Origin of the sequence: Arthrobacter sp. U41, from assembly GCF_001750145.1 — a bacterium.
GTDB lineage: Bacteria > Actinomycetota > Actinomycetes > Actinomycetales > Micrococcaceae > Arthrobacter.
Genome location: NZ_CP015732.1, coordinates 1,690,082 through 1,712,386 on the forward strand (window position 1 = coordinate 1,690,082; position 22,305 = coordinate 1,712,386).

Consider the following 22,305-nt stretch of genomic DNA (forward strand, 5'->3'; position numbering starts at 1 on the left):
TGGTCAGGTTGCGCAGCAGGAGAGCCTGGAGATGTCCGTGGTGTAGGACTGGGCGGCGATTTTGATGCCCTCGGCCATCGTCAGGTAGGGGCTCCACAGGTTCGCGACCTGCTCGACGGTCATGCCCGCCTCCAGGATGTAGACCCCTGCGGCGGCAATGTCACCGGCTTCCTTGCCGACGGCCGTAAGTCCGAGAATCCTGCCCGTACCGTTCTCGGCCACGAGCTTGATGAAGCCCCGCGTATCCCGGTTGACCAGGGCACGCGGAACGTATTCCAGCGGTAGAACACGGCAATCGCAGCTGATGCCCTCGCCGTTTGCTTCCTTGTCGGTCATCCCGACGGCGGCCATCGCAGGGCTGGTGAACGCCACCCGTGGCAGGTGCCGGTAGTCAATTTCGCGGCCGGCGTTGTTGAAGGCGTTTTCGACGGCGAGGGCACCGTGGGCGGATGCGACGTAAACGAATTCCCGGTGCCCGGTCACATCGCCCGCGGCCCAGATCCTGGGGTTGGTGCTGGCCATCGTGTTCTGTACCAGGACCTCGCCCCGGTCCCCGGTCTTTACCCCGACGGTGTCCAGGTTCAGTCCTTCGGTAACGGCGCGCCGCCCGGTAGCTACCAAGAGCCGCGCGGCCCGGAAGTTCTCCTGGCCGCCGGCGATGTCCGCGACAGCCTTGACACCGCCGGTGTCCTCATCTTTCCCGACGGAGGCCAGCGTGGCCCGGCGGATGACGCGGATGCCTTCATCGGTAAAAACGCTCATCAGTGCCAGTGAGACTTCGGGTTCTTCCGTCGAGGCGAGGCGGGACCGGACCAGCATGGTCACGTTGGATCCCAGGCGCGCGAACAGCTGGGCCTGCTCCAGGGCTACGTAGCCGCCGCCGACCACCAGCAGGGATTCCGGGACCTCTTCCAGTTCCATCGCGGTGGTGGAGGTCAGATAATCTGTTTCCCGAAGTCCCGGGACCGGGGGAGTCCACGGCGCCGAGCCGGTGGCCACCAGGTAGTGGGCCGCAGTCACTGACTCCCGCACGCCGTCGGAGGTGGTGATTTCCAGCACCGGTTCCTCCGGTGTCCCGGCGAACGCCGCAGTGCCGTGTCTGAAGTCCCATCCGTAGTCGGCGATCAGGTCGACGTATTTCTCCGAGCGCATCCCCTCCACCAGGGCGCGCTTCCCGCCGATCAGGCCGGGCATGTCCACCGCGCCGGCAGAAGTACTGATGCCGGGGAACCTGCCGCCGGCATCCAAGGCCACGTGGCGGGCCTCAGCTGCTGCGAGCAACGCTTTGGAGGGCACGCATCCGGTGTTCACGCACGTCCCGCCAACTGTTGACCGCTCGACCATCAGGACACTTTTGCCCAGGTTGGTTGCCCGGATGGCCGCAGCGAAGGCGCCCCCGCCTGAGCCGATGATCGCCAGATCAAAGTCAAACTCTTGTATTGCAGCCACGAAACCTCCGCCAGTAGCAGGGAACCTGTCCCTGGGTCGAACGGCGGCTCCCCGATGGACCCGCATGACGTTCTTCCTCTCCAGCCTGCACCTTCCCCCGTAGGGGAAGGTCAAGGGAATGCAATTCCCCCGCATTCATTGGTGTGTCAGGACTCCTTGGGGCCGTAGCAACCTTTACCTATACTGGAACCCCTAGGTCACCGGGGACCGCCGGAAACTCCCGCGGCATAAGGTGCTGGAAGTGAGGTCAGTGATGCTTATCGGTGAAATTGCCAAAGCCGCGGGGATGACGCCGAAGACCCTTCGGTTCTATGAAGAGCAAGGACTGCTTCCACCTGCCCAGCGAGGCCCCAACGGTTATCGGCAATACAACGATGACAGCGTGGCCCGGCTCGACTTCATTGCCCGGGGCAGGGCCGCGGGACTGTCCGTGAGCCAGATCCGGAACATCCTCGCCGTCAGGGAGCCCGGCAACGCTCTCTGTGCACATGTGCAGGACATCCTGGCGGGCCAACTGGCCGAGCTCGACCTGAAAATCGCTGAACTGACTGCCCTGCGGGCAGGTGTGGCCGCCTCGTATGAGGCCGTTGCGGCCGGCAATCCGGCAGCGTGTGATCAGTCCAGGGTCTGCAGCTACCTCTGATCATCCCTACGCACCCCACGCTTCATGCTTCGATCGTCACTCCCCGCCAGAAGGCAATGCGGTCCTTAATCGGTGCGGCCCGCTTTTTGGGTTCGCTGTAGAACCAGGCTGCGTCCACGTTGACCTGGCCGTCCACTTCAAGGGTGTGATAGCCGGCTTGCCCCTTCCACGGGCAGGCGGAATACATGTCACTCTCTCTGAGATACAGCGGATTCACCGCCTCACGGGGAAAATAATGGTTGCCCTCGACCATCACCGTGTCCTCGGACTCGGCAATGACTTTCCCGTTCCAGATAGCCCTGACCATATTCTTTACCTTCCACCGTTTCTCATTGATCCGGACGCGGCGAGGACAACGTCCATGGGGAGTGGAATCCCGTTGCACCCAGATGATGCGTGTTCTGTAGCAATCACGATAGGGCGACGCTGGCCGGGCTTCTGCGATCTCGAACACACACCGCCTGCCCCGGTTGTTGAACTTACTGCAGCCCGGGTACTGTCCAGGCGGTGACGGGGCAGGCTAACGTGGTCCCTCAAACAATCCTGTGCGCCGGCTCAAGGAGATGGTCATGACCGAATGGCAGCCCATGCGCGAGGATGCCCATGGCAGGTGGGCTGAACGCGGGACCCGCGCCCCTGTCATCCTCATTCATGGCATCCCCACTTCACCACGCCTGTGGCGCCACGTCATGCCTCTGGTTGAGGGCCGCTGCCTGGCGTGGGAGATGCCAGGCTACGGCTCAAGCATCCCCAGGGGAGCGCACCAGGATCTGAGCCTTTCGGCCCAGGCCGATTACCTTCTTGAATGGCTCGGCTCCCTGGACATTGGGGAAAAGCCGGTGTTGGTTGGCCACGATTTGGGCGGGGAGTGGCGCAAATCGCGGCCGTGCGGCAGCCGGATGCTTTCGCCGGCCTGTTGCTGACGAACACTGTTTCCTACGACTCCTGGCCGATCCCAAGCGTGAAGATGATGCAGCGGCTTGCACTTTTTCTGGCCCGGCTTGCCGCAACCCTGATCTACCCCACGCTTGTTCAGCTGCTTCACCGTGGTCATGACAACCGGCAACGGGCCCTTGAATCGGGGCAATAAGCCACTCCGAAATACTCGTCGATACCGGTAGTCGGTGCGATCCCCACGCAGACCGGAACCCCGACGTTCCGCCGCACCGTCGCCTTCATGCTCCGGCCGAGAGCGAGGAGTTCCTCCGGGGTGCCTTTGACGCCGAGGAACGCCTCGTCGATGCTGTAGACCTCCAGCCAGGCCGAGTACCGGCCGAGGACTTCCATCACGCGGGCGCTGATGTCGCCGTAGAGCTCGTAGTTGCTCGAGAGGGCAACGAGTCCCCATTGTTTGGCCCGCGGGGCGAGTTTGAACCACGGCTCACCCATGGCGATGCCGAGGGCTTTAGCTTCGGGGGAGCGGGTGACGGCACAGCCGTCGTTGTTCGAGAGCACGATGACGGGCCGGCCCTCCAGGGACGGGTTGAAGGCCCGCTCTGCCGAGGCGTAGAAGCAGTTCACATCCACGTGCGCGATCTGCGGCATATGACGCATGGCAGCGGGCTTAGACATTGCTTGCCCCGTGCCGGCAAAGCTCCCGTTTAACGCAATAGCTCCTCTTACACATGGTGAAGGCACCGGGTCGCGACGCCCCAGATGACGAGATCGGATAAGGACGGGACCCGGATGTCCGGGTAGGCCGGGTTCTCTGCCTACAGTACGACCCCGGTTCCGGTGATCCGCAGCCGTTTGATGGTCAGTTCGCCGTCCAGGACCGCGACGACCACGGACCCGTCCACCGGTTCCAGGGCCGGGTTGACGATCAGCTCATCGCCGTCGCTGATGCCGGCGCCTTCCATCGATTCCCCGGACACCCGCACGACATAGGTACTGGTGATGTCTTTGATCAGGTGCTCGTTCAGGTCGATTCGGCCATCGAAGTAGTCCTGCGCCGGCGAGGGATATCCGGCCGCAACAGCGACCGGAGAGATCAGCACCGACAACAACGATGCGCCCGCATCTATCACACGGGGACCAACAACAACGCCCACAACACGCCCCTATTCGAATATATGTTCGATTTAAACTATAGCTGTAGGGGGCGACAAAAGAACCATCACCGGCGCCTGGCGCCCGCCGTATCCCGCCACACTCTTCGAGCGGCTCAAACCCAGGTGTCTACGTTCCCAGCGTGCACGAAACTCGACCCTCCGCGCCCTCGCCCACGAGATCGCCGCCGCCCGCTCATGGACATGGTCGGCTAGAGCAAGCTCGTAAGCGCCCGCCACACTGTGCGCGCAGACGGGCTAATGCCGGACTACTACGTCGAATTGAAGGGGCCATCCACGCCGTAAGGGCGGGCACCGCATGCCGCCGTCCGCATCGACGGCCTAAGCCCAGCGCAGCTTCGAAGCCGAGCCGCCCGTGCTCAAGCGCTCAGGGCCAATCACGTGTCGGAGTCCTTCACACGTGATCGTGGGGCACAATGGCGGCATGACTGAACCCTCGGCCTATGAGCTCGATGCATGGCGCAACGTCCAACGGTTCCAGGGCCGCCCCCTCTCTCGAGTGATGAGGGACGCCGGCGAGCAAGTGGCCAGCGGCGCTGCGGAACTCGGCAAACGTGCGACGAAGTACCTGGAAGAACGCCCAGGAGCCCACGCTGCCGTTTCGCGTGGGCAGGAAATGGTCGCCAAGGGCGCTCAGACAATGGGCACCGGGGCCCGCAAGGCCGCCGATGCCATACCCGACGGCATGGCCAACTGGAGCGGCGCTGCTTTTGCGTCGATGCGGCAGACGGTGGCACGGGCCTCACGGGCGGGACTCTCACCCAAACAGGTCGTGAAAAAGCACAGGAAACGCGGACACGACGTTGCATCACTTCCCGACCTGCGACGCCTCGACCTCGAGCAGATCGACGCTGTCCGTGGACGAGGGGCGAGCTGGGGTTACCCGATAGCCGCGGCAGCCTCGGGAGCAGTTGCAGGGCTCGCGATCTCCGGAGGAGAACTCGCCATCCCCCTCACCGGCGGAGCCGCGGCAGCGCCTACGGGCGCTGTCATCGCCGGCGCTTTCGTTGGCGACGCCGCAATCGTTCTGGCACTCGGGTCCCGCTGCGTCGGCGAGGTGTCGCTGCTCTACGGCTACGATCCGGAAGAACCTGCCGAGAAGCTCTTCATAATGTCGGTCGTCAATGCCGGAACGGCTGTGTCAGCCGGCGCGAAGTCCGCCGCGATGGCCGACATTTCGCGGCTCACCCAAGCACTCGTCCGCAAAAAAACCTGGGAGATTCTGGACCAGTCAATCGTCGCTCAGGTCTCGAAACAGTTCGCCAGCGCATTCGGCGTTCGCCTTACCAAGCAGGGGCTCGGCAAAGTCGTACCCGTAGCCGGGATCCTCGTTGGCGGCACCTTCAACTGGACCACCTTGGAGGGGATCGTTGACGCCGCCAACATGGCGTACCGGCGGCGGTTCCTCCTGGAGAAGTACCCACACCTTGGCGCGGAAGCGCCCGGATTGCTTCCTGATGACGACCAGGACAGCCCAACCGAAGTCGACGAGGCTATCAGCGTTATCAGCGAGCTCGCCGTGGCGGGTGGCCCCGACCTCCACTGACCTGAGGCAAGTTCACACCGACAAAGCACTCACCGAGTCGCGACTGCCGGCCGCCAGATGTGTCCGCGGCCCGGTAACTGACAGTGTCCCTCAAGGACGCGAATCCATACGGAGTGCCCGCGTGAGCAGGGTGGTCCTTATCAGGCCTATGAGGAAAGCCTCCGCGCGAGTCCAGGACTCAAGCGCGGAGGCTCCGGTTCTCCAAGCTGGGGGGACTGGAGAACCACTCTCAGGCTATTCGCAGGCATGGCGTCCCGGCCGCAGGACAGGCCGGGAGGCGCGGCCTTCCGGTCACTGGCGGCGGGGGCGGCCGCGGGTTCTCCCGGTTTGCCATCCGGGAAGTGCGGCGTTCAGGAGCTTGACCTTGGCGCGGTCGAGTTCGCGGCGGCGGTGTTTGTACCGCTGAGTGTGGATCCACACGCCGAGGGTGTGTTCGCGCTCGGAGTCATAGTCGTGGTGGCGTGGCCAGTCGTGGCCTTCCTGCCGGAACTCCACGAGCTGGGCGAGGCGGTCACGCCAGCGGGATTCGTCCGCTACGTTCCGATGGTTTTCGGCCCAGCCGGGCACCCGGGCGAGTCCCTCGCTGTAGGCGGGGTCCAGTTTTCCTTCGCCGGCTTCGCGCCTGCGCCCGGACAGCCACCGCGCCATAGACCTTTCGCCCCGGTCGCCGGAACGGTCCTCCGGGAGCCGGCCTTCGGCCGACACCCAGGCGATGACCTCGTCCATGCGGGAAAGGTCCCTGGTGGAGGGGTGAGGAACGGGTACGGCGCCGGCGGCGGCCTGGTGTGCGGCCTCAAGTTCCGGGTCCTGGCGGCGGGCGATGACCAGATGGTATCCGACGGCGGCGGGCGGAACGCGCACGAGGTCAGCGATGCGTTTCCGGCTCAGCCCGAGCCGGTACATCAGCACCCATTCCGCGTCGGGAGCGCGTCGCAACCGCCTGTCCATAATGGACCCATCCTGCCACGGCCGACGGTTCGCACGAAGGAACATGGCGCCGCAAAGCCGACATTGTCTCCGGGCAGGTTAACGGGCGGACGTACCAGACCAACGCCGCGGCAAGCATGACCCCGCCGATGATGAAGATCAGCGGGGCAGGGTTGAACCCCTCGGTGCTGGAGGCCTGCTGAGCCGACACCGTGACGGCTTCAGGAGTGGCCGACGCCGACGGGTGCGCCGGCAGTCTCCCCCAACGGTCGTTCCGCCGCTATCGTACGGACGTTGGGCGCTGTCCAGGGCTCTAGGAGAGAGAGCGCCCTGGGCCGGCCTCCATTCCGGCCAGGGCACGCCCCACAAACTCCATGTTTACGGACGGCGCGCTGCCACGCTCACCGGTCGGCGGATTCGGTATGCCGGGTTGCTAGAGTCATCGCGTGGCTACCCAACATAAGAGCATCCAGTGGACAATCCAGACCGACCCTGCGACGGCGGTCGGCCATGTCCTGGCTGCCGCCAAGGCCCTGAAATTCAAGGCCAACCAGACGGGTGACGGACAGATCCTGGTGGAGACGCCTTTCTCAGTGAGGACCAACACATTTGCCGGGAAATATACCGGTACGATCACCGCCACCGGCGATGCAGCCGTCGTCATCTGGGCCATTGAGGGGCAAGGCAGCAATCAGCCCAGGAACCTCCAGAAGATGGCCGAGCAGCTGCCGGCCGGGGTCCTGGCAGAGGTCGAAGCCGTTGCGGAATCTGACGCTGCCTACCGGACGAAGCATGGCATCCCAGAGAATGCGATCGTGGCTGTGGGCGTGGGCGGATATTGCGCGTTTGACGGGCAGTTCCTCACCCTCCAGCACGTCGGAGCCCTTGGCCGCATGTCCGTGGGAAAAGGTGTCAAGCGTGTTCCGCTGGGGTCAGTTTCTGCGGTTCAGATCAAGCCGGCCGGCTCACTTATCAGCGGTTTCATCCAGTTCACGATGCCGGGCGGCAACGAACGGCGCAGCGAGTTCGGCAAGCAGACCTTTGATGCAGCCGGGGACGAGAACTCGATTGTCTTCATCCCAAAACAAGAGCCCGCGTTCCTGGCTTTCCGCGACGCGCTCGAGGCTGCCATTACTGCAAGGCACAACCCGGTTGCCGCAGCTGCTCCGGCCGCCCCTTCGGTACTGGACCAGATCTCCCAGCTTGCCGGCCTCCGGGACGCCGGAGTGCTGACAGCTGAGGAGTTCGACGCCAAGAAAGCCGAGCTTCTCAGCCGCCTCTGAGCCACTAAGCGTATCCGTCCCGTTCCTCGAGTTCGCCGGCGCGTGAACTTGTCCAAAGTTGATTTCATGCTGACATCCCGAGGTCGTTGAACTGCACGATCGTGGGCACGGCGAAGAACTCGTCGTCAGTGACCCAGAGGTCGACGTTGTGGCCGATCAAGCCGCGGAGGGCTGCGGCCATTCCGAAGGACCTTTGCCGGTTCAGGGTCTCGCTAGGAGCCACGCTTTCTTTGCGGTGATCTCATCTAAAGTGACTATTCCGCCGGCGCGGAGGGACCAAGCGTTGACGGCTACCTCAGATTGGTGACACATTCTTGCTTGGCGGGGCCGCGGGCAGGAATGGGCCTACCGTTGTCAGCGAATTCCTCTGAGGGCCCGTTGAGGCGGTGCTGGCGAGTGAGGCAGAGGGGAACATGCATCAGGACCCGGCGCGTGGCGGCGGAGTCACACGGCCCTCCTCTCTGAAGCCGCTAGCAACGCCGCACACAGCCCTGAAGCTTTCGGTACGCGAATCGGGAAGGATGACTATATGCCCGTGGAAGAACAAGTACTGCCGCCGCGTCCGCTGCGGCTTCATCCGGTACACGACGAAGGCGCGAAGTCGTTGGCGCGCCTATATCCGGCCATAGCCGCCCAGTGGGATCCGGACAGGAACTCCATTACGCCGTCCCAGCTCACGTCGGGAAGCAACCGCCCGATCTGGTGGCTGTGCAACAACCAACACTCCTGGCATGCGACCCCTTACGCGCGAACCAAAGGCCACGGTTGCCCGGCGTGCGCTGGCCTGAGAGCCACCCCAGAAAACAATCTGGCCGTGGCGAGGCCGGACCTGCTCTCCACGTGGCATCCGGAGCGCAACCGGGCCGAGCTCGGATTGTTGCCCACCGATGTGCTGCCCCAGTCCAACAAGAAGTTTTGGTGGACGTGCCCCCAAGATCCCACCCACGACTATCAAGCCTCCCCGGCGGCCCGTTTCCGCGGCCGGGGGTGCCCGTACTGCGCGGGTAAAAAGGTCAATGCTTCAAACAGCCTCGCAGGTGCGAGCCTGATCTTGGCCGCCGAATGGGATCCGGCCAACGACAAGCGCGCCGAAGAAGTCGCCAGAGGAAGTGATTACCGGGCCGGCTGGATATGCCGGAATGATCCGGACCATCAGTGGGAATCCTTCGTCAGTTCACGGCCAGCAGACGGGGCGGGATGCCCCTACTGCGACGGGAAGCGGCCCACTGACCGCAATCGTCTGTCCCTGAACAGGCCGGACCTTGCTGACCAATGGCACCCGGCCAAGAACAGTCCCCTGACTCCGGCCGACGTGACGACCGGAAGCAACCGTCGGGTCTGGTGGAACTGCCCCCAGGATCCTGCGCACGTGTGGCGTACAGCAGTTCGGGCGCGCGCCCTCGACGACGACGGTTGCAAACAGTGCGCCCCCGCCATCAGGTCCAGGATCGACATCGCATTGGCGTGTGAGTTCGCGGCCGTGTTTCCCGACGACGTGGACCCCAAGAGTCAGAAGCGCCTCGAGCTCGGTCATAACCGGCCCCACACCGTCGACATCCTCATCGAGTCCCTACGTATTGTTATCGAGTTCGATGGTTCACATACACACAAGGGCGACGACCACGAACAGCGCGACCGACAAAAGACAAAACGGCTCCGCGATGCCGGTTACAGGGTTGTGCGGATCAGGGAAGAACCTTTGCCCTTGTTGGATCTAAAATTCGACGTGAGCATTGAGCGCACGCGCAGGCCCGACGTCAAGGCGATCACGGACAAGGTCCTGCGGCACGTCACCGAGTTGGGCTGGGTCAGTCAGGAAGTCACCCGGGATTACCTCGCCTCCGCCGAACCGAAGGCAACGGTGCTGGCCGCTGAAATATACGATTCCCTTCCGCCATCCGAGCGATTTGTTCCATACAGCGCCCGGAAAGTCCGGAATCGAACATGACACGGTGACATGGTCAGGTTGCGCCCGCGGAGTCAGTCGCCCGGCTGTGAAGCTCCCGACCAATACACCGTGTGTGAGGTTGGATAGGGCCGTCGCCTCGTCCGTGGATTGAAGTCAGCATCCGTGGCGTAGACAGCCTCTAGCTGGCCGCCCTCATCAACCATCTTCGCAAGGTCGGACTCCCTCAACTGCTCGATCAACCTTTGCCGGACGGGCTCTATCATCTCGAAGAGAAGATCGTCCATTACTTCGATGAGTTCCCGGAAACGCTCAACTAGCGGAGGAGGCAGTGTCTGCGACGCGGTCGCTGCCGTAACGTCCCGCAAGCGAAGTGTTGCGGCATCGAGGAAACCCACCGGGAAGGTCGTCGCGAGGTTCGACTGGGAGTGCGCAACTGTGGTGTTCCTGAATGCCCCAACCAGCCCGTGTATGTCTGAATACTCGGCGGGGATGGCTATGTGCTCGGTCAGTGGCTTTCGAACGTTCGAATGGAAATATGTACGGCAGTATGCAACTACTGCGAAGGCGATTAGGTATGCCCCCGCGTCCTCCTGCTCCGATCCATCGCCTCGGGACCCAGTCGCGAGATCCAGGGCATGGCGGGCCTCGGCGAGATCCGCCCCGTAGCTCGACAACTCGACGAAGAGCCGGGCGTCTGCGGAGTCCGGTACGGTTACTACGTTGAAAACTGGTCGCTCAGTGCTGTTCACAGAACCATCATCGCCGACGTCGACCATCCCGGCGTCCGCTGCGGCTGTCACGCATTGTGAGGCGGTCAGTCAGGTTGAGGTGTGTGCCGGCCGCCGATGCATCATTTGAAGACATGTGGGAACATCGCGGCCGGACCCGCGCTGCACGCCCAGCCGCGTCACCAGAATCCGAGGGAACGACTCGTGGCCGGTGCCTCCCCGCATCGGCGTCGGCCATGTGGTGGCGGGGCTAGCCCCCGCGGATGGCAACGGTTCAGGTAACTCAGGAGCTACCGGCCCGTAGGTCGCCGGCGGCCTCGGTATGGCGTGTTCTTTGCTGAATCCGAGAACACTGGATCCTCAGTCGCAGCCAGCCCCGTTCGAGAAGTTCGCGGGATCCTTGAGCGCTTGGGTAAGGGCCGCCACCGGCACGGCGACATACTGGCCGCCGCCACCGGCGTAGGCCACGCCCACAAGCTTCCCTGATGAATCGACCAGTGGGCTGCCCGAACTGCCATGCTCAATAGGCGCGCTGTTATACATCATCTGCAACGGTGACGAGCCCAGTGGGTCGCGGTCGTACCGCAACACCCTTCCGCTCGTGGTTGTGAGTTCGCCGCCCAACGGGTACCCGACGGCTGTCACCTCAGCGCCGAGTGGCGGGTTCGACAGCGCGAGCTGGAGCGTGGCCGGTAGTGGTTCCTTCGTCCACACCAGGGCCAGGTCGGCGATAATGACCGCGCCCACGGCGTTGACCGTTATGTCCCTGCCGTCGTAGGTGCTTACCTGCAGGAGCGCCGCCCCGCCGACTACGTGGCGGTTCGTGACGAAAACATGATCTGCAATGGCGAAGCCAGACCCGCGCGAGACACCGCCGCAGCCGATGTTGCGAACACGCAGCGCAGCCCGCTCGTAGGCGCTGAACCCGGACGGGGTGATGATCGGGGCCGGAGCAGTCGGGGACACTATCGGCGATGCCGGGGCCAGGGTCCGCGCCGCGCTGGTTACGGGGGGCGGTGGCACAGGTGTGAGTCCGCAGCCTGATAGCGCCAGCAGGCAGAGGACGCCTGCGCACGCGACGCGCAGACCCCCGAACGTCACTTCAGTCCCTGGATCTTCTGCGTGAGGCTATCGCTGTCTGCCCGTGCGGTGTTGCACGCCGAGTTGACGTTCTGCACGAAACTGATCAGGGCGGCCTGATCATAGGCGGCGTAATTCACCAGATAGGTCTGCAGTTTCTGAAGGTCACGTATGCAGGTAGACAATTGCGTGCTGACATTCTGGGATGAGGCGACCAGCTCCGCCAGAAGCGCGGTGTCATCCCCGAGCTGGGCCTTCTCGTTGGCGAGGGAGCGGATCCGAGCGCTGGCGTCGTTGAGCTTGCTCGTCGTGTCATTCAGCTTGCTGTTCGTGTCGCTCAACTGCGAAGTCAGGGACGTGTTCTTCTCCGAGAGCCCATCCCGCTCGGCCGTCATCGCGGCGAGGTTACGCGAAGTCTTGTCCGCGGTCGCACGCCACTGGCCTGCGGAGTTCGTGCTGAAGGCGTAGGCGGCACCGAGGCCGAGGAGGCCGACGGCCAAGACGACGATGGTCACAACATATGGCCATTTCCGCGGCCTGCGGTCCCACGGTTGGTGAATCGCTGCCCCGTCCACTTGTGGAAGGTCTCCTGGACCAGGCTCGTGAGTCATGTCATCCCCCAATCAAAGTGTGCGCAAACAGCTAAGCAAGATTATGCGGCCCGAACGGCCCTAACAGCTAACGGCAGCAGGCGGATTTTCTGGCCGTCGGCGTCCGAGGCTATGACCTCTACGCTGATCACGGTGTGTCTGGTGCGCGAGCTTCACGACCCCAGTCCGATACAGGTGTGTATTGACCGCCCGGTGGGTGCGAGAGGTATCTGATGACGCTCTCGGACCTCGGGCGGGGTGTGGGCACGAGTCGATATACCGTTGTCAGCAAATTCATCCCAACGCCCATTGGGGAGGTGCTGGCGAGCGCGGATGTGGGGCCTACCGTGGCCGCCCTGAAGTTGCCGCCGAGACTAATTGCCCATGGGTCGCCGACGGCCCCGGTAAGGGGAAGTCTTGGCAGCCGAATCCGGCGGGAGAAGAAGTTGGCTGATCGGTACGTCCAGAACGTCAGCGATATCCCAAAGACGCTCGTAGGCTACGCTCTTCCGGCCCCACTCGATGCCGATCACCATATTTCTGCTCAGCCCCGACTCCAGAGCCAGTGCTTCCTGCGAGAGGCCCTGCCCGAGTCGTAGCTCACGGATTCGCGCCCCGACCATTGCCCTGCGTTCAGCCCACCGGCGTGTCTGCTCCTCGGAGGACTGGTGCGGGCGGGTGGGCATTCATCCATGTCAACCGAGATTGTCAGTCTTGTCTGCTCCACTAGCTGTACATGAAAAAGTGGGGCAGGCGAGAGGAGACGTGAAGTCGATGTATTTGGAAGCTAGCGGTACTTCGGATTTATCGGAGAATGGCGGCTCGGACGGGCAAGCGTCAACCACGGTGGACATCGCGAAAACGACAACGGTGGGTGTTCCCGGCCGCGGCCTTTGCGTCCCGGTCTCGGCAGTTCCCGAATGGCCCGCAGTGGCGCTGACACATCGAGTTGCCACGCCTTCCGGCTGGAAATCGGTCGCCGATCTGATAGTAGGCGACACTGTCTTCGACGGAGACGGCAACTGGCAAAGGGTGGACAGGGACACTTCAGTATTCCGGAATCTCGACTGCTACTCGGTGACTTTCGATGACGGTCAGCAGATCACGGCCGCAGCCTCGCACACGTGGACTGTCGAGACCCGCAATGGTCACGACAGTGGCTTTGTCGAACTAACGGTTTCCACCACAGAGCTGGCACGCATGAAGCTATTCCGCAGGTCCGCAATTAGCGTTCCGGTCGCCGAACGGCTGAGTCCCGATCTTGATCTCCCGGTCGATCCATACCTTTTTGGCTACTGGCTCGGCGATGGCTACTCCGCAAACGGCGCCATCTCTGTGGGGCGGAATGACGTAGAAGAAGTGACCACCCTACTTCAGGACGTTCTGCTTTCCTACGAGATGTTGTCCTCGACCTACTACGACTACAACCTGGCCCACTGCCTCAACGTCCGGAACGTGACGAAGCCGTCTCGCGGCGCGGTGAACCAGTCGCTCTTTCAGCGGCTGCGGACCTTGGGGGTGCTGCGCAACAAGCATGTTCCGGATGTGTACCTCTTTGCTGGGACTGAGCAACGCCGCGCACTCTTGCAGGGCTTGGTCGACTCAGACGGCAATGTGACAAACAGGAAGGGGCAGGTCCAGTTCGTTAACACGAACCGGCGGATTCTCGACGGTTTCGTGGAAATAGCCCGATCGTTGGGCTATAAGCCCAGTGTGCGCGCCCATCCGACGGCGGGCTGGCTGGCAGTGTTCCAGGTTGCTGACGACTATCCGGTCGCCCGGATCCAGCGCAAAGCGTCACGCCTTGTCCCCGGCGGCCGCATGGCCTCACGCCGCTACATCCGGTCTGTGCTGCCAGTAAGGTCGGTTCACCTTAAGGGCATCGGCATCGATACCGATGCCCACCAGTTCCAGGTTGAGGGTGGAATTCTCGCACACTGCCTGTAGAACACCCGCGACTTCGACCCGCGCCCGTGGCTCCGCCAGCCTTGGGGCCGGCAGCTTCTGGGCAAGAAAGTACGGTCACCACTGTCCTATCGACTGCCCGGACACCTGCGTCTCTCGCGATGATGTGGCGGGCGCCACGGCCTCGGCGTCTCTCCAAGGTCCTAGCGCCGCGCGGCGCCCGTGGGCGCACCTGCGTCTCTTGCCACGATGGACCCGCCAGGTCAAGGTGGTCTTTGTCCAAAGGGGCCTGGCCTCCAAGAGGCGGCATTCGGCCGGCGTACCCCTGGCAGTAGTGGTCGGACTGACAGCCTTGCAATCGACCGCGCCCCTAGTGCTGAGCGATACCGCCTACCCCGTGCCGGAATGTCGAGCAAGGTCCTGACTTGTTGGTGTCGACCTGATGCAGACGGCGCCGCTTCATCCGACTTTTTCCTCCGCCGTTCGCGGGGCAAGACATGCCGATAACGTCCAATCGCGCGACGCCGGTCCCTACTCGGGAGGCCACTGTTACGCGGTTCTCCTCCGCCTAGTCCATTAGGTCTTTGCGCCTCAACAATTAGGACCGCCCACTGGGGGCGGCCCTGGTCATCTGTTGGGACTGGTGAGCACAATGACGAAGCGCCCACTCTGCGATCATCACCCCGAGCACGACGACCCCATAAAGGGTCGTCGCGAACCCACCGATCTGACCGGTCACGATTAGTACACCGAGGACCACCATCAACCAGCCAAAGTACCCGCGGGGCGACCACCCCGCGGCGCTTTGCTGTCGTGCGCTCCATCTGAACACCGTCCCGTTGACTTTGGAATGCCCGAAGAGTACGCCCGCGAAGGGCGGCGCGTACAGCCAAATCAGGCCGCGCGGCCAGCCGCCGCACAGCTGCCTGGACAGGCACGCCCAACCTACGCTGCCATAGGTGCTGACGACGGCAATGTCGTAGGTAATGACAGCGTCATCAATACCTACGTTGACGTAGGCAATGACGACGTTGACTTGGTCGATGGCGAGCCTGGAAGTCGTCGGTGTCGGGGACGCTTGCGCTCAGGCTGGAGGCCTGCCCGGTGGTGGACTCATTGACAGCAGCGGTTGGCAGGCCCTGCCGCCGGACCGTAGGGCAACGTCGTTGGACGGGTGGGGGTGACCCCCCACGGCTTTCCCCCACCGCCCGCGCGTGATAGCGCCTAAGGTGCCGTACGAGTTCCAAAGTTCCGCATCGTGGAAGTTTCGGTCCAAAATTAACGGAGGAAGCCGCTCGGCCCGAAGCCCGGCCTCCAGCGTGGTCCGGACTGATGAGCTGGAGGCCGCTGGGGACGGTAGCGTCTGAGCCTTGGGAGCGGAACGCCATGCTCGTCGGATACCGGCGCGGCCGTGCTCCTCCCATGTGGACCCCCGGCCCGGCGGGCTACTCCAGGTCATGCAGCTGGGACCTAAGCCTGGCGAACAACTCCTCATCCGTCGGCCGTGCCGGGGCGGGTGCAGGCCGTGCCGGGACACGGTCCGGGACAGGTGGGGGTTCGGGTTCGCGTGCGGGTGCAGGCGGAGCCGGAACGCCGGCCGGCCCTGCCTGACGAAGCGGCTCAGCCTGCCCGGCGGTGTCCCGGAAGGCTCGATCCCATCCGGCCAGCTCCTCTCTGGCGACCCACTTGCGGGTCCCATCCCAACGGGGGATGTAGGCGGGCGCAGGAGGCGCCACGGGCTTGGCCTTGGGCAGCTTGGCAACCTTGGGTGGCCTTGGCCCCGCCTTCGCCTGGGCGCGGCGGACTGCGATGCAGCAGGCCGTGAGCGACGCTAGGCCGATGATGATCAGGAAGATCCACCACAGGTAATAGACAATGAACGCCGCAAAGAGAAGCCCCCAGAGCCCCGTCCCGGCCGCCCCAAGCCCGACCAGCCCTGCGGCGGAACCGCCTTTCCTCCGAGCCATCTCCCCACCCTTCAGCAAGTTTGACGAATGGGCTCATAGTCTCACCCCGGGCCCATGAAAAACAGATCCGCTGGACCTGTATCCGGCTCCGCAGTCATGCTCACGCCGTAGCCGGAAGGTAGCCCTTGACGACCGTCCGCTAGCTGTCGCTGTTCTGGGGGATGGGAGGGCGAAATTAGGCCATCAGGGCTTCAGCTGTTGTGCCGGCGATGGGCGCATCCGACAAGCAGATCTCCGTTAATTTGGGGGCGGCGATGTGCTCAGCGCCGCACATGGGCCGTACTCGGGCAGGAAGGTGGCATACGCCGTCGGGGCGCGGAGTAAACGGTAGTGGTAACACTGCCGCCGGCCGGTTGCAGAATCATCGGCGCTCGGGGCCTTAGCCTCCTGGCCCAGCGGTGGGCCCGCGAAGGTCCCTGGCGATGGACACTGCACGCCGTGTTCCAGTCCTCTCATCCCAGCAGGGGCAGGAACAACGCCTCCCACGTCATGCGTACGACCGGCTTCACGCACTCCTGCGCCGCCGGTCAACAGCGCGCCGGTGGCCCGTTTGGTGACGCTATCAGGCGGGACCGTGATCCCAGTGCCGCGCGCCGGTAGCGTCGTCAGAAATTCCACACACAGGGGCCGCTGCTACCGCACATCGGGAACGACCGAAGAGGAGAACTTGGCTCCCCTGCGCAGAGAGTTGGAGCGCCACTGATGTGGCTTGGCGACGGGGAAAGTGTCGACGAGCGGCTGGCACTCGCCGCAGGGCGGGTCGCTCCGCGAAAACCCGAGCTGGTGGCCCCAGGCAGCCTTGGCTGCGCAGGGACCGCAGAGGCCAAGACGCTGGTAATGGCGTTTGGTGGTGTCAAAGATCCTGGCCTGACGAAGCGATTCGGGAGAATCGTTCGCAGGCTGGGAGCGAATTTCGGTCACAGGTTCCCCTTAGGAGGTTGGGTTGGCGGTGGCGAATAACGACACGCGCCATAGGCGTGCGCTTTAGCGAGATTGTTGCGTTACGCGGAGCTTGCTCCGCCCTCCGGGCTGCGCGGCGCTCCGCTATGCCTTGACAGCCGGATCGCTAATCCGGTTGCAGGGCGGTGTCACAGCCCGTCGATGACCTTGCCGTGGGGCAACGCCATCGCCTTCCTTGACGCAGCAATAGTTGACCGAGGGCGGTGTGGCTTGCTTGGCCTTTGCCTAAAGGCAAAGGTCGCCGGTCTCCGCTGCTGGTGGGGTGTCGAAAATGTGCCCGCGACGGGTGCGGGCCTACCGACGTGGAAGACCCTAGGGGGTCCTCAGACCCCTACCTTGTCGGTAAGGGACTTCGCCGCCCGTCAGGGGCGTCGAAACCGTGACATAGATCAATTTAGGTAGTTCCAATGGGTAGAACTTCTTAGGTAGTTCTACCCAAGGTAGAGAGGTGAGGTAGTTAGGCAGTGGTATTTCCTGGGTCCCGGGGATGAAACCCCGGGGTAGGGGTAGGGCGGCAGTTCAGGGGTACCCCGAGGGGCTTTTGCTGCCCCCCCCCGGGGCGGACTTTCGGGTGCCCCTCCCGTGCTGCGACAGCGGCGTTAATGCCAGACGTCAGGACGGCCAGCCTCGTTCATGCGTTGGAGCTCCTGCAGCCGGGGCGGAATGGCCGCTCCGGTATCGGCGATCTGCACGCTCGGTGATTCTTCGACGACGGGGATCGTGATGGTGTATCTGATGGAACTGTTGTACTGACGGTCCTTCCGCAGGTACCCCCTGGCTTCGGCGACCCGTGTGTGCTTTGAAACGATGGGCTCGGAGAGCCCCGTGGCTTTGGCAAGTGTTGCGACGGTGGCATAGGCAACACCCGTGTTGTTGTTGGCGTAGGTGGCCATCGCCCAGCAGACGGCCCTAACCCCCGTCGGCAGGTCGGACTCCCGGATCGCTTTCGAATACTGCAAGGGGCGTGACGGCTCGCCAGGGACAAAGCTCACAGTTCTCCCTCCGGAATCGTCAGGGACCAGCCGCGGGACTTGTTGTAGCGGTTGCCCTGGAAGCGGCCCACGTACCCGGCCACCTGCAGTTCCCGGATGGTGTCGAACACTGCGGGGTCAGTCCTGTGGCGGCCAAGGGAATCGTTCACGCGCTGCCAGTTAGTAAAAGTGACGCGGCCGAGTCCGACGGTCCGGGCCAATACGACAGCCGCCGCGAGGGCTTCCGATGACAGTTCGTTGTCCCCGCCGACAACTTCGAGCCAGCGGTCCAAGTGCGGGTTTGTTGCGACGAACGCGGTGTTGTTGCGTCCGCACTGTTCAGCGCACCGCGGCTCGTCTGCCCGCGACGCGTGAGCATCCTCAGAGGACGACGGATCGGTCAAAGGGAACATAAATACCTCCGTTGGTGAGGACGAAGCCAGGGGCTGGCCCGGCCAGGGATGAAGTGCTCAAATGATGTGGAACCGCTGTGCTGGCCCACTTGCGGTTGGCGGTGAATTCTGTTGGCCGCGAACGACCGAAGTGAGAGTTCCGCTAGTGCCGGCCTTCATGAGCGGACATGAAAGCGGCCAAGGCTTCGACTGAGTAGCGCACGAGGCCCCCCGCCTTTGATGTACCGGGGGCCACTCTTGGTGTTGTTTGCGAGCCAGCGCGGGGGCACATTCAGGTAGGCCGCCGCTTCGGTGCGGGTGAGGTAGATCGAGCGCGTATCTTCTAGCCCTTTAGTCCCGGGCGGAGGCCCTGATTGCGCATTTGCCATGACATCCCTTCATAGTTCGACTCTTGTGTTCAGACTTGACTACTTTGAACAACGAAACTAAAGTTAGCGGCATGGATTCAAAGTTGTCAACCATGAACCAGAGGACTTCGACTGTGAACGATTACAGTGAAGATATGAAGTCCGAAGATGCCAGCCCCATCCTCAGAAAGCTCACTGAAGAAGTTGCTCTCGAGTATCAGCACCCGCAGGCCGCGCCGCGAGAGCGCTTATATGAAGACTTCGCCCTTCTTATCCGCCGCCCTAGAGACGGATGGGCCGTAGGGCTTAGGGTCGACTTCACAACCGAGTCGTGGTCGATCGCCGAAGTCGTAGCATTCCCGGCCGGACAGGTGCAGTCCCTTCCGCAGGTAGACACCGAGGACGTGCATTCCTACGTTGAAGAATCGGTGAACCGGGCGCGAGGAAGACGGCGGGTAGCTGAGAAACAGCTTGCTAAACTCGCCACCAACACTGCCTTCATCGAGCAGCGGTTTGAAACATGGCGGGACAAGGCAGCTCCGCGAACCAATGTCGAGTACGCAGCCCTTGCGGCAAAGTACGCCGAGCAAATTCGGCTGGGAAACAGCCGCGCGACGGCAACGCTCGCGGAATTAGTGGACATGTCGCCCTCGGTTATGGCTCAGCGAATCAAAGAAGCAAGACGCCGGGCCCTTCTGACGCCTGGTGAACAGGGTCGCGCCTCTGGTGCACTCACGCCGCTTGGAGTTCTGTACACGGATCCCCAATTCCCGGGGATGCGCAGCCTGCGGTTGGCCGGTATGACCCAGCGCGGAATCGCAGATAAGTACGGGATTGAAGAGCGCTTGGTGTGGGCCGCTTTAATGGGTGAGGGCTATTCCGATGGAGAGGGTCTAATACTTTCGGCCGATGTCTTGCCGTCTAAGCAAGGGATTCCACTGACCGCAGAAGACATAATGCGCAATATCCACCGGACACGATGAGCTATGGGCATCCGGAAATTGGACTGGGCTGTTTCGTACTCGTCGGCCTCTGGGAAACGGCTCCGGAACGAATACGACACTGAATCCAGGGCTAGGGCATTCGCGACACGCCAAACAGTTCGGGCATCTGAACTCGGTCTAGAGCGTCCAAGCGTCTCGCGGCTGAAACCTCGACGGTGGGAGGCTGGGTATCAGGACCCTGAGGGAAAATGGAAGACGCGGCGGTTCGAAAGCAAAGCCGAAGCCACTGAATTCGCCATGGGCCAGACCAAGTCGGTAAGGGCCGGTACGTATATCGACCCCAAATCAGCGGCCGGGATGACCGTAGCGGCCTTGTACGAACTGTGGATCGATCGAATCAAGTCAGTGGGTGCATCTGGCAGGCGCGCTGCCACGCCCAAGACAATACAGGGCTATGAGTGGTTATATGCCCGATTGATAAAGCCCTACTGGCAGGACTACCCCCTGAGCACTGTGACTTACGCCGGCGTCGCCCGGTGGACACAGAACATGAAAGGCGTGGCCGGCTCTACCGCGAGCAGCGACACGAGAGCCAGGGCCTCCAAGCAATTGTCGAGAATGCTTGATCATGCCGTCGGTCTAAAAGTCCTAGGTGTGAATCCGGCCAAGGATTCTGCGGGGGGGACGTGACTACGTCCCGCACATGACCGCCGGCCGTGAATCCGTCTATCTCACCCGTCCCCAGCTTGAGCGGCTCGCTGCATGTTCCGATCGATATGAACTCCTTGTAAGGTTCACCGGACTCACTGGGCTTAGATGGGGGGAAGTTACGGCTCTGGTTGTCGGAGATCTCGATCTCGGTCCCCGGCCGTACGTGTCCGTGTCCAAGGCCTATTCCGAGGTGAACGGTCGGCTGCTCTTGGGCGAAACCAAGGGCCACGCGGCCCGTGACGTGCCCCTGCCAGCTTCCCTTGTCGAGGATCTTTTACTGCTGGTGCGGGGGAAGACTGCCGAGGCTTTGCTATTCCCGTCCTCTCAAGGCCTGCCGATGCGCAACTCCAACTTCACAAGGCGGTACTACGAACCAGCCAGACAGTTGGCGTCGACTAGCGTCGGCCGCGTGCAGGCCGCCCTGGGTATAACTGAGACGCGGCGAGGGCTGGCAGTATTCGGCGACGTTACTTTGGCCGCGCTGACCGGCTTCCAATATGACCTGGAAATGCCAAACGCCGGTGCCATTGGCGAGGAAACCTGGCGGGCGCTTGCCTCCGAAGCCAGCGTTTCAGATGAGCAGCGTGCTTGGCTGCTTCGGTCGGGCGGCATCACGCTGGTATACGGGGACATGGATTTCCGGCCGCCGGTGTTCCATGATCTGAGGCACACCGCCGTCAGCCTGTACCTGTCCGTGACCAAGAACGTCAAGCATGTGCAGCGCATCGCCGGCCACAAGGACGGTACGACGACCATCAATACCTACGGCGCTCTATTCGATGACGACTTTTTCAAGGCTGCGGCGGGACTCGATTCGCTAGCCAAATGACGACGCACGGGAGACCTCCTCTGGTAAACCTCTGGTATGCGGGAAGAAGTTCTTGCTCCCATTGGGATGTAGGTCCATTCAGCGTTCGACTGAAAATCGAAAGGTCACCGGATCGACGCCGGTCGGAGCCACCAGCTAAAACCCCGCAGTTCCTCGTGTTTACACGGGAACGGCGGGGTTTTTTCGTTGGTTCGTCCGGACGCATGCCCCTCGCCCGCGGACGCCACGGCGAGCCAGCAGCGGCCCCGCCTGCTCCGCGGCCGGGGCCCAACGACCCTTACCTTGACCGGGCGACGCTGGTGGACTTGATATCCAGGCTGTGACCAATCCGAGTGATTGAACCCCGAGGGGGCAACGCGATGACACACCGCACACCCGGCCGGGTGGTGCTTGCCGCAGGTGCTGCCGCCGGTATCACCGCCGGATACCTGACAGCACTCCGCCCGCGCCTGCTTCGCGCAGGTGCCACCGACAGCGAAGTACAGGGACCCTACCCCGGTGCAGGGCTGATTCCGGACAGCACCCGAAGCGCGACCATGGCCGTGACCATCAATGCGCCGCCCTCCCGCGTGTGGCCCTGGCTGGTACAGATGGGGACCGACCGGGGCGGATGGTACAGCTGGGACCGACTCGATAACTTCGGGCGCCGCAGCGCTGAGAAGATCCATCCTGAATGGCAGGAAATCGCCCTGGGCGACCACCTGGCGGCAAAGCCGGACGGCAGCCAGTGGTGGGAGGTCGCGGCACTGGAACCCGAGCGGTTTTTGGGTCTCCGCATGTCCCTCGATCTGCGGGGGCGTCCGTTTGACCCGCGTCGAGAACGGCCGCGTTATTACACCGACTCGATCTGGGGATTCGAGCTGAAGGAGTCTGCAGGTGGACGCACCCGGCTGGCCGTCAGCGGGTACTGGGCGCTGAGACCGAAATGGCTTCAACCCTTCATCAGCGTTGTCTTGCTGGAGCCCTCCCACTGGGTCATGCAGACCCGCCAGTTCTCGAACCTCAAGCGCCTCGCCGAATCCTCAACGGCCTGA

The 22,305-nt window shown here is 63.1% G+C and carries 20 protein-coding genes and 3 pseudogenes; 11 read left to right on the forward strand and 12 right to left on the reverse strand.

Annotated features, from left to right (window positions below; genetic code table 11):
• Positions 1–3: 3 nt before the first annotated feature.
• Positions 4–1,449: a mercury(II) reductase gene (gene merA / locus ASPU41_RS07875; protein ID WP_231941198.1), complete on the reverse strand. Its 1,446-nt coding sequence runs from the start codon at positions 1,447–1,449 to the stop codon at positions 4–6.
• A gap of 253 nt (positions 1,450–1,702) precedes the next feature.
• Between merA and ASPU41_RS07880 the strand changes: the two genes are divergently transcribed.
• Positions 1,703–2,092 (forward strand): heavy metal-responsive transcriptional regulator, encoded by a 390-nt coding sequence (locus ASPU41_RS07880; RefSeq protein ID WP_069950453.1) that lies wholly within the window; start codon positions 1,703–1,705, stop codon positions 2,090–2,092.
• Between the two features lie 22 nt (positions 2,093–2,114).
• Here ASPU41_RS07880 and ASPU41_RS07885 read toward each other — a convergent pair whose 3' ends face one another.
• Positions 2,115–2,546 carry a DUF427 domain-containing protein gene (locus ASPU41_RS07885; RefSeq protein ID WP_231941199.1) on the reverse strand — a complete coding sequence of 144 codons (432 nt, stop codon included), beginning with the start codon at positions 2,544–2,546 and terminating at the stop codon, positions 2,115–2,117.
• Positions 2,547–2,661: 115 nt separating this feature from the next.
• Between ASPU41_RS07885 and ASPU41_RS07890 the strand changes: the two genes are divergently transcribed.
• A complete protein-coding gene (locus ASPU41_RS07890) occupies positions 2,662–3,015 on the forward strand; it encodes an alpha/beta fold hydrolase (RefSeq protein ID WP_197515795.1) in 354 nt (117 codons plus the stop codon).
• Positions 3,016–3,211: 196 nt separating this feature from the next.
• Here the strand turns inward: ASPU41_RS07890 and ASPU41_RS07895 are convergent.
• Together ASPU41_RS07895 and ASPU41_RS07900 are read right to left on the reverse strand one after the other, a co-directional pair.
• Positions 3,212–3,664, reverse strand: a pseudogene (locus ASPU41_RS07895) (Y-family DNA polymerase); the annotation flags it as partial.
• Positions 3,665–3,711: 47 nt separating this feature from the next.
• Positions 3,712–4,143 (reverse strand): annotated as a pseudogene (locus ASPU41_RS07900) (LexA family protein).
• Positions 4,144–4,585: 442 nt separating this feature from the next.
• Here ASPU41_RS07900 and ASPU41_RS07905 point away from each other — a divergent pair.
• Entirely contained in the window at positions 4,586–5,707 is a 1,122-nt protein-coding gene (locus ASPU41_RS07905; protein WP_231941200.1) for an EcsC family protein, read from the forward strand.
• A 291-nt stretch (positions 5,708–5,998) separates the two neighbouring features.
• Here ASPU41_RS07905 and ASPU41_RS07910 read toward each other — a convergent pair whose 3' ends face one another.
• The gene (locus tag ASPU41_RS07910) at positions 5,999–6,655 is read right to left on the reverse strand and encodes a helicase associated domain-containing protein (protein ID WP_069950457.1); all 657 of its coding nucleotides are present in this window, start codon (positions 6,653–6,655) and stop codon (positions 5,999–6,001) included.
• Positions 6,656–7,080: 425 nt separating this feature from the next.
• On the opposite strand from ASPU41_RS07910, the gene ASPU41_RS21970 reads away from it, so the two are divergent.
• Both ASPU41_RS21970 and ASPU41_RS21975 read left to right on the forward strand, forming a co-directional pair.
• Entirely contained in the window at positions 7,081–7,917 is an 837-nt protein-coding gene (locus ASPU41_RS21970) for a DUF4429 domain-containing protein (protein WP_083266419.1), read from the forward strand.
• Positions 7,918–8,446: 529 nt separating this feature from the next.
• On the forward strand, positions 8,447–9,865 hold the full coding sequence (locus ASPU41_RS21975) for a zinc-ribbon domain-containing protein (RefSeq protein ID WP_083266420.1): 1,419 nt from the start codon (positions 8,447–8,449) through the stop codon (positions 9,863–9,865).
• Positions 9,866–9,897: 32 nt separating this feature from the next.
• Here ASPU41_RS21975 and ASPU41_RS07925 read toward each other — a convergent pair whose 3' ends face one another.
• From ASPU41_RS07925 to ASPU41_RS07935, 3 genes are all read right to left on the reverse strand, one after another.
• Positions 9,898–10,575, reverse strand: a complete 678-nt coding sequence (locus ASPU41_RS07925) for a hypothetical protein (protein WP_157356965.1) — start codon at positions 10,573–10,575, stop codon at positions 9,898–9,900.
• Between the two features lie 339 nt (positions 10,576–10,914).
• A complete protein-coding gene (locus ASPU41_RS07930) occupies positions 10,915–11,520 on the reverse strand; it encodes a S1 family peptidase (protein ID WP_197515796.1) in 606 nt (201 codons plus the stop codon).
• A gap of 131 nt (positions 11,521–11,651) precedes the next feature.
• Positions 11,652–12,149, reverse strand: a complete 498-nt coding sequence (locus tag ASPU41_RS07935; protein ID WP_069950460.1) for a hypothetical protein — start codon at positions 12,147–12,149, stop codon at positions 11,652–11,654.
• 167 nt (positions 12,150–12,316) lie between these two features.
• On the opposite strand from ASPU41_RS07935, the pseudogene ASPU41_RS24005 reads away from it, so the two are divergent.
• Positions 12,317–12,415 (forward strand): annotated as a pseudogene (locus ASPU41_RS24005) (recombinase family protein); the annotation flags it as partial.
• 183 nt (positions 12,416–12,598) lie between these two features.
• Here ASPU41_RS24005 and ASPU41_RS24010 read toward each other — a convergent pair.
• Entirely contained in the window at positions 12,599–12,910 is a 312-nt protein-coding gene (locus ASPU41_RS24010; protein WP_069950461.1) for a helix-turn-helix domain-containing protein, read from the reverse strand.
• Positions 12,911–12,998: 88 nt separating this feature from the next.
• On the opposite strand from ASPU41_RS24010, the gene ASPU41_RS07945 reads away from it, so the two are divergent.
• Positions 12,999–14,171 (forward strand): LAGLIDADG family homing endonuclease, encoded by a 1,173-nt coding sequence (locus ASPU41_RS07945; protein ID WP_231941295.1) that lies wholly within the window; start codon positions 12,999–13,001, stop codon positions 14,169–14,171.
• Between the two features lie 1,403 nt (positions 14,172–15,574).
• Here the strand turns inward: ASPU41_RS07945 and ASPU41_RS07950 are convergent.
• The 3 genes from ASPU41_RS07950 to ASPU41_RS07960 all read right to left on the reverse strand — a co-directional run bounded on the left by ASPU41_RS07950 (position 15,575) and on the right by ASPU41_RS07960 (position 18,440).
• Positions 15,575–16,096, reverse strand: coding sequence for a hypothetical protein (locus tag ASPU41_RS07950; RefSeq protein ID WP_069950463.1), 522 nt, complete (start codon positions 16,094–16,096; stop codon positions 15,575–15,577).
• Positions 16,097–17,655: 1,559 nt separating this feature from the next.
• A complete protein-coding gene (locus ASPU41_RS07955; RefSeq protein WP_069950464.1) occupies positions 17,656–18,048 on the reverse strand; it encodes a helix-turn-helix domain-containing protein in 393 nt (130 codons plus the stop codon).
• Entirely contained in the window at positions 18,045–18,440 is a 396-nt protein-coding gene (locus ASPU41_RS07960; RefSeq protein WP_069950465.1) for a hypothetical protein, read from the reverse strand. The genes ASPU41_RS07955 and ASPU41_RS07960 overlap by 4 nt, the downstream gene beginning before the upstream one ends.
• Before the next feature lie 439 nt (positions 18,441–18,879).
• Between ASPU41_RS07960 and ASPU41_RS07965 the strand changes: the two genes are divergently transcribed.
• The 4 genes from ASPU41_RS07965 (at position 18,880) to ASPU41_RS07980 (ending at position 22,305) form a co-directional block, all read left to right on the forward strand.
• Complete coding sequence (locus tag ASPU41_RS07965) at positions 18,880–19,770, forward strand: hypothetical protein (protein WP_069950466.1); 891 nt, start codon at positions 18,880–18,882, stop codon at positions 19,768–19,770.
• 3 nt (positions 19,771–19,773) lie between these two features.
• Entirely contained in the window at positions 19,774–20,421 is a 648-nt protein-coding gene (locus tag ASPU41_RS22600) for a hypothetical protein (protein ID WP_157356966.1), read from the forward strand.
• A gap of 190 nt (positions 20,422–20,611) precedes the next feature.
• Positions 20,612–21,271, forward strand: a complete 660-nt coding sequence (locus tag ASPU41_RS07975) for a hypothetical protein (protein WP_197515797.1) — start codon at positions 20,612–20,614, stop codon at positions 21,269–21,271.
• Between the two features lie 359 nt (positions 21,272–21,630).
• Positions 21,631–22,305, forward strand: a complete 675-nt coding sequence (locus ASPU41_RS07980; protein WP_069950469.1) for a hypothetical protein — start codon at positions 21,631–21,633, stop codon at positions 22,303–22,305.